Annotated in this window: 4 protein-coding genes; 1 reads left to right on the forward strand and 3 read right to left on the reverse strand. The window is 45.5% G+C overall.

Annotated elements, in window-relative coordinates; translation table 11 throughout:
• Positions 1-239: 239 nt before the first annotated feature.
• The 3 genes from QUB20_RS27725 to glpX form a co-directional block, all read right to left on the reverse strand.
• Positions 240-3260, reverse strand: a complete 3021-nt coding sequence (locus QUB20_RS27725) for a UPF0182 family protein (protein ID WP_333251050.1) — start codon at positions 3258-3260, stop codon at positions 240-242.
• A 187-nt stretch (positions 3261-3447) separates the two neighbouring features.
• The gene (locus QUB20_RS27730; protein WP_333238634.1) at positions 3448-4740 is read right to left on the reverse strand and encodes a glutamyl-tRNA reductase; all 1293 of its coding nucleotides are present in this window, start codon (positions 4738-4740) and stop codon (positions 3448-3450) included.
• Between the two features lie 145 nt (positions 4741-4885).
• Positions 4886-5923, reverse strand: coding sequence for a class II fructose-bisphosphatase (gene glpX, locus QUB20_RS27735; RefSeq protein ID WP_333055832.1), 1038 nt, complete (start codon positions 5921-5923; stop codon positions 4886-4888).
• A 514-nt stretch (positions 5924-6437) separates the two neighbouring features.
• Here glpX and QUB20_RS27740 point away from each other — a divergent pair.
• Entirely contained in the window at positions 6438-7055 is a 618-nt protein-coding gene (locus QUB20_RS27740) for a CP12 domain-containing protein (protein WP_333055870.1), read from the forward strand.
• Positions 7056-7343 lie beyond the last annotated feature (288 nt).

Genomic DNA, 7343 nt, shown 5'->3' on the forward strand with positions numbered 1-7343 from the left:
GTCGGGCCCGTCCTTTTTGGACGGGCCCGACGCCCATCCCACAATAACAATTAAAATTGTAAGTTATTTAATTCGCGATCCTAGCGAACAGAAATCGCACTAATTTATATCGTTTTCGCTGGCCTCGGAATAATAAAATAGAGTCAACACTTAACACTCAACCATTCAGTTTTCCGACCCCTAGTCAACAGTCAACAGTCAACAGTCAACAATCATGACGAGTTCAACGGAAATTGATATCATTCATTATTTAAAGCTGGCGCTGTTCCTTCTAAAGGTCGAATAATGGCCGGTTTATTGGTAGATTGTTGCTGAAAAAGTGCCTTGAGTGCCAATTCAAGATTTTCTGCCATGACGATGCGGTTTTCGTAAACAGCAATAACTCTGACTAAAGTTGGCAAACTATTGCGCTCTGCTTCTAAGTAAAGAGGTTCCACATACAGTAAAGATTGTTCAATAGGAATTACTAATAAGTTTCCTTGAATTGCTTTTGAACCCTGGCGATTCCAGAGAGATATTTGTTCGGAAATAACAGGATCTTGGTTAATTAAAGCTTCTATTTGTTCGGGGCCATAAACTAATCGCTGTTTGGGAAACAGATACAACAGCAATTTTCCGTAATTGCCACCATCAGATCGCCCTGCAATCCATGCAATTAAATTGTTGCGACTTACTGGTGTAAATGGGAGGAGCAAAATAAATTCTTCTGTTGTTTCCGTTGGCAGTTTCGTAATCAAATAATACGGTGCTACGGGCTGCTGTTCGCTGCCATAAATTTCATTGGGAACTCGCCACAAATCCTCCCGATTGTAAAATACTTGCGGGTCTTCCATATGATAAGTTAGCAAGCGTTCTGATTGAATGCTCAGCAAATCTACTGGATATCTGATATGTTTGCGGAGAGCCGGAGGCATTTTGTCAAGGGGTTTGAAGAGTCCGGGAAAGATAGCCATCCAACTGTTAATAATCGGATCGGAGGGATAGGCAACATAGAAGTCAACAGATCCGTTGTAGGCATCAATTACTACTTTTACAGAGTTACGGATGTAGTTAAACTCATGATTTCCCGGATCAGAATACGGATAGCGAGGACTTGCTGTATAGGCATCGATAATCCAGTAAAGATAGTTGGGAGATTTATCATTAGCGGCGGGTGCAGGTTTAATTTTGTTGCTATTTTCCTCCCTGGCTTTTTCTATATCATCATTGCTAAGATTAGCGTTTGCTACAACTAAATACGGGTCAGAATCGTAGCGCAAAAAAGGAGCGATCGCCCGGACTCTTTTATTAATATTTCGGCGGTACAGCAATTTAGTTTCTGGGGTAAAATTGCGGGTAAGCGCCATTTGCCAATTTTTGAGATAATTAGCAAACAGCCAGCGCCTCCATATAGAACCGATCGCAATTCCGCCCCTACCGCTGTAAGTATTGTAAACATTTTCTTCGCCGCTGGGATAGTCGAATTCTTTGACTTTTGTGGGCGTCATCACGTCTGTATCGGTGATTTCGCCGTAGTAAATTCGCGGGTAGCCGATCGGAATACTGGCCCGAATTCGATCGCTAGTGACTTCCAAAGCAGTCTCTCCTTTCTGGGCTGCCACTCCAATATCTTTGACAAAATAATCCGGTAAACCGCCGACACCGACTCTGTTTACGGGAGAAAGAGTAAAGCCGTAACCGTGAGTGTAAACTAGGTGTTCGTTCACCCAAGTTTGAGCATCTGGGGCAACTGCTGTGTAATCTAATTCCCGCGCTGCCAGAAACACTTGTTGACTTTCCGAATCTCCTTTTTGTGCTTTTTCTTTTTTGATTGTGTAGCGATCGATATCGGCATCAGGAAATGTATAATATGGTCTAATTTGCTGTAACTGTCGGGTCGTTTGCAGCAGCGGTCGCTTGTCCCACAGGCGGATGTTGCTAATAGTAAGTTGATTTTTTTCTAAGTCGGCATAAGTAAGTTTTCCGGCGGGATCGAAGGTCTTTATTTCGATTGTGTTGAGATCAAAAGCTTCTTTAGTAAAGGCAATACTGCGCTCAATGTATGGCTGTTCTCGTGCTAGTTCGTTGGGTTGAACTATGAGTTGCTGCACAATTTGTGGCAGCAGCAAACCTCCCACCAAAGTTAAACTTACCCATGCTAAAAGAATTTTTTTTATGAGTTCATTTTTAATTTTGAATTGGTAAACCTGCCACAGCATCAAAAGTGCGATCGCCCCCGCCAAAATACTCAAAAATCCATACCAGGGCAACCGCACCGTCACGTCAGCATAATTCGCCCCGTAAGTAACGTCTCCCCGCGAATACAGCAATGAGTAGCGCCCCAACCAGTAGCGGAATGCAACGGCTAGCATGGAAGCTGCACCCAACCCGTACAAGTGCCGCTGCTGGGATCGAGAAAACCCCAAAAATATCCCTTGACTCAGGCTATTTCCCGACAGCAAATATGTTAAAGCACTAGATACTAAACTGTACAAAAATACAACTGTCAGCCCGAATCCTAGCAAATCTAAGATTGGCAAAATAAATACATAAAAGCTAATATTTTGATGAAAAAGAGGGTCGGTCGTGTTAAAATTAATAGGGTGAAAATATTGCAAAACATTTGTCCAGCGACTGGCGACAATCAGCCCGATCGCCAAACTGAGAAAAAGGGCGATCGCCCGCAGCCAAAAATCAGGCTTAATTACCACAGCTAACATTGTCCCCAGCAGCAAGCCCAACTGCCACCAGCGAGAAAATAACTGCACGGCTATTTGCTGGATGGACTCAATTCCTAACTGCACCGGCGGTGCAGGTAAATTGCCAGCTATACCCAAATAGGTGAGGCTGTTTGCAGCCAACAGCCCGCAGTGAATTACTATAAAAGTTGCGATCGAACTCAATCCGAATACCGCCAACAGCAGCCAGGAAAAGGTTATTTGGGATTTAGCAACAGGTAATTCGTAATTCTTCTCGGTATTCTTCCCCGCGTTGTTCGCCCTCAGTGAAGCGAATAGCTCCCCCACAACCGGCGATTTCATTTCCTCTGCGGGATGTTGCAGGCGGCGGGCTAAAGCCAAATTGCCGAGCAAAAAGACAGAAGAAACAGCAATTGCGATCGCCCCCAGCAACCCTTGAGTTTTCAGCTTTAACAGAAAAACCTGAAGATATCCAACTTCCTGAAACCAGAGAATTTCTGCCGCCATGCGGGAGGCAAATTCAAGAACCAGCCACAGCCCTACAATCCCTAAAATTAATTGATAAATTCGCCTATTAGTCATTACTTATTAGTCATTAGTTATTGGTTGAATGATAACTTATATCATGTTCGAGCAATTTACCCTCCCGAATGATGCTTTTGCCGCCAGGGTTGGAGGCATTTTTATTCATGGTAATTGACCGGGCATAATATGACTCCTGCTTTCGGGTCAACTGACTAATGACTAATGACTAATGACCAATGACAAACTAGCTGTACTGCTGATTGACATCCACATCCAAATTAAACAGTGTTTGCAAAGTTTGCATCGCTTGCCGCCGCGCCTCAATATCCTGCTGAGCGCGTAACTGTACCATCGGATCGTGCAAAATCTTATTCACAATCCCCCTTGTTAAAGATTCAATCACATCTTGATGTTTCTCCGAAAATTCCGAACCAAGACGCGATAAAGCTTTTTCTAACTCTTGTTCCCGAATCAATTCTATCTTATCCCGCAAACAGCTAATAGTAGGAACGGTTTCCAGACTGCGCCACCAGAGATCAAAAGCCTCTACTTCCTGTTCCAGCAAGCCCTGAGCTTCCATTGCCATTTTGCGACGGGTTTCGTGATTTTGAGCTACCACTGCTTTCAAGTCGTCCACATTAAACGATCGCACATTAGTGAGTTCGTTTGCATCCGAGTCAATGTTGCGTGGCACAGAAATATCCACCAACATCAAAGGGCGATTCGGATCTAAAACCGCTTCCAATTTAGCTTTATTTAACAGTGGATCGGTAGCTGCCGTACTGGTAAAAACCAAGTCAGAACTAGCAATTACCTGCATCATTTCCGATAGCTGATACAGGTGCAGTTGAGCATCTTTAAACTGACCGGCCAACTCCAGGGCGCCCCGCACAGAGCGGTTAACGATCGAAATATGGCTAGCTCCTTTGGAGAGCAAATGCTGCACCAAAAGCCGCGACATTTTGCCAGCACCGATAATGGCAATTTTGCTGCTTGCTAAATGCTGACCCTTCATTTGAGCCAATTCTGCCGCCGCCGAACTAATCGAAACTGCACCAGTACCGATGCTAGTTTCCGTGCGAACTCGTTTCCCTGCTGTGAGAGCTTGCTTGAACAAGCGCTCTAAAATTCTGCCTACACCTTTGTACTGCTGGGCGAGTTTGTGAGTTTGTTTTACCTGAGCCAAAATTTGTCCTTCTCCGAGCACCAAACTGTCGAGGCCAGAAGCCACTCGCATCAAGTGCATCACCGCATCTTCGTGCAGCAAAATAAACAGGTGAGGGCGCAAAGACTGCAAAGGAACTTTACTGCATTCGGAAAGGAACTGAATAACCTCTCGCACACCAGGTTCCGACTCGCTGGTAACAATATAAATCTCTAAGCGGTTGCAAGTGCTGAGGATGGCAACCTCTTGAATGTGCGGGTAGCCGCGCAATTGGGCGATCGCGGCTTCAACTTTCTGTTCTGGAATGCTCAGTTTTTCGCGAACTTCTACCGGCGCTGTTTTGTGGCTGAGACCTACGACTGCAATATTCATATCTGTGATTTGTCACTATTTCTTTCTTAGTTGTTAACAGTCACCTGTTATTAGTTCTTAGTTTATCGCTAATTGCTAATCACTGGTGACTGTTCACCGTTAACTGTTAATTGTTAACATTTAACTGTTAACCACTAACTAATCACTAATTCAATTGCAGAGATTTCGGCTGGTCAAACATATGGATTGTATCCACAAATCGAGCCGTTTTCGACTGAGAAGAAATTACCAAACTTTCAGTGCGAGCGCCGCCGCCAAAGAAGCGAACTCCATTCATCAGCGTTCCGGGAGTAATCCCGCAAGCTGCAAACAGAACTGTTTCTCCAGATGCCAGCTCTTCAGCATTGTAAATCTTGTCTGGGTCTGTGATGCCCATCTCTTTCAGGCGGGCGATATTGCTCTCTTTGCTTTCACCGATCAAACCAGTTTTTACAACAGCGGGATCGTAAATTAACTGCCCTTGGAAGTGACCGCCCAAGCAGCGCATTGCCGCTGCAGAAATCACGCCTTCGGGTGCTGCGCCAATACCCATAAGTGCGTGGATGTTGGAACCAGAAAACGCGCAAGAAATCGCTGCCGAAACGTCGCCGTCGCTGATCAGCCGAACTCTTGCACCCGCTTGCCGAATTTCATTAATTAAATCTTTGTGTCGGGGGCGATCCATGACCACCACCACCAAATCTTCAATACTGCGGCTGAGACAATCAGAGATAATTTTGAGGTTTTGAGTGGGCGTTTTGCGAATATCTACATGATTCTTAGCAGCCGCAGGAGCAGCCAATTTGTTCATGTAGAAATCCGGTGCCGCAAACAAACCACCTTTTTCAGAGATTGCCAAAACTGCCATCGAACCGTTTTGACCGTAAGCAACCAGGTTAGTACCTTCGCAGGGGTCAACAGCGATGTCAATTTCGATCAATTCATCTATGTTGCAGACATCTTTGGCATCTTCGCGGGTACAAATACCTACTTGTTCACCGATGTAAAGCATGGGTGCGTCATCGCGCTCGCCTTCGCCGATCACGATGCGGCCGCGCATATGAATTTTGTTCATGCGCTCCCGCATGGCTTCTACAGCCACTCTGTCGGCTTCATCTTTTTCGCCTTTGCCCATCAAGCGAGCGGAAGCGATGGCTGCCTGCTCAACTACTTCGATAATCTCTAAACCGATTACATTGTCCACGAACTAGATCCTCCCAACTGCTGATGCGTGCCTTGTGCTCTTTTGCACTCCCAGCCATCAAGTTTATCAGAGGCGGGGATCTGTGCGAGCGCAAGCAGTTGCTTAGTTTGTGTTAACTTTTGCTTCTTTGAGACTGGGGCTGGAAAATCTGATCCCAACAAGCTCAAAGATCCGACCAAGAGGGCCGGCACGGGGAGTAGGGGTAGCACGGCCCCTACAAGAGAATGAAACAGCCCTGCCGTCTGAACGCTAAATCGCGGACTCCAGAGGTTCCGGGGCAGCCAGGGGCTGTTTCAGGCAACTTGTCATTCCGAGTGCCGTTAAAGGTTTTATGATTAGTTTGCGATGCACGATTTCTCAGAAACCTGGTTGCTAACCCGGAATTTATCGTTACTAAACCCAAAATTTTGGTAGAAACCGGGTTTGTGAGGGTAAGTCCTAATGACGATCGCAAATCAAATGGACAGCCCCAAATCGCGACGCAGTAGACTTTATGAGCCGTAAGCAAAAAACAATGATGATGAAAGCCCAAGATATTATGACCACAGATGTTGTTACCATTCGCGGTTCAGCAACGGTAGCTGAAGCGGTGGCGATGATGAACGATTTGTGTTTGCGCGCGTTGATTGTGGAACGTCGCCACGAACAAGATGCCTATGGCATTGTGACAGAAACGGATATTGTCTATAAAGTAGCAGCCTACGGAGTAGACCCGAAAAAAGTCCGCGTCTTCGAGATTATGACCAAACCTTGCATTACGGTCAATCCTGACTTGGGCGTGGAATATGTGGCTAGGTTGTTCGCGAATACCCGCATCCGCCGGGCGCCGGTGATTAAGGACGAGCTAGTGGGCATTATTTCGGTCACGGATATATTGACAAAAAGCGATTTTCTTGAGAAGCCGAAGAGTGTTTTATTTGACGAAGAAATCGAACAGGCGATCGCGGATGCCAGAAGTATCTGTGCCGAAAAAGGCGCTACCTCTAGAGAGTGCGCGGTAGCCTGGGATATTGTAGAAGAAATGCAGGCTGAGGCTTCTCACCAGCGATCGATGAAGCTGGAAAAAACGGCTTTTGACCAGTATTGCGAGGAAAATCCAGAGGCTGCTGAAGCGCGGATATACGACAGTTAATCTAGTTATTAGTCATTAACTATTAGTTATTAGTTATCTACTCTTATTTAGGAATTGATAACTAATAGCTAACGACAGGAAATAGCTTTTTTTCGGCGAACCTCACGAAAGATAAAAATCTTAAGTGTTTGGCCCTGTCATCAGAAATTTGGGTTTGAAACCCCGTCCTTCGTTTGACGGCTTTACAAAGATTTTACATTGAGTCTAGCACAATATCACAATCGAAGTGTTAGACTGTGAGCATGACGCTCAAAGCCTTCAGCTATCGATTCTACCCAACTCCGGAAC

The organism is Microcoleus sp. B4-C2 (genome assembly GCF_036705265.1).
Lineage (GTDB): Bacteria > Cyanobacteriota > Cyanobacteriia > Cyanobacteriales > Microcoleaceae > Microcoleus.

What these genes read in the sequence shown, in the direction of transcription:
- QUB20_RS27725 (WP_333251050.1), bottom strand. Translation starts at nt 3,260, where the DNA reads ATGACTAATAGGCGAATTTATCAATTAATTTTAGGGATTGTAGGGCTG.
- QUB20_RS27730 (WP_333238634.1), bottom strand. Translation starts at nt 4,740, where the DNA reads ATGAATATTGCAGTCGTAGGTCTCAGCCACAAAACAGCGCCGGTAGAA.
- QUB20_RS27740 (WP_333055870.1), top strand. Translation starts at nt 6,438, where the DNA reads ATGATGATGAAAGCCCAAGATATTATGACCACAGATGTTGTTACCATT.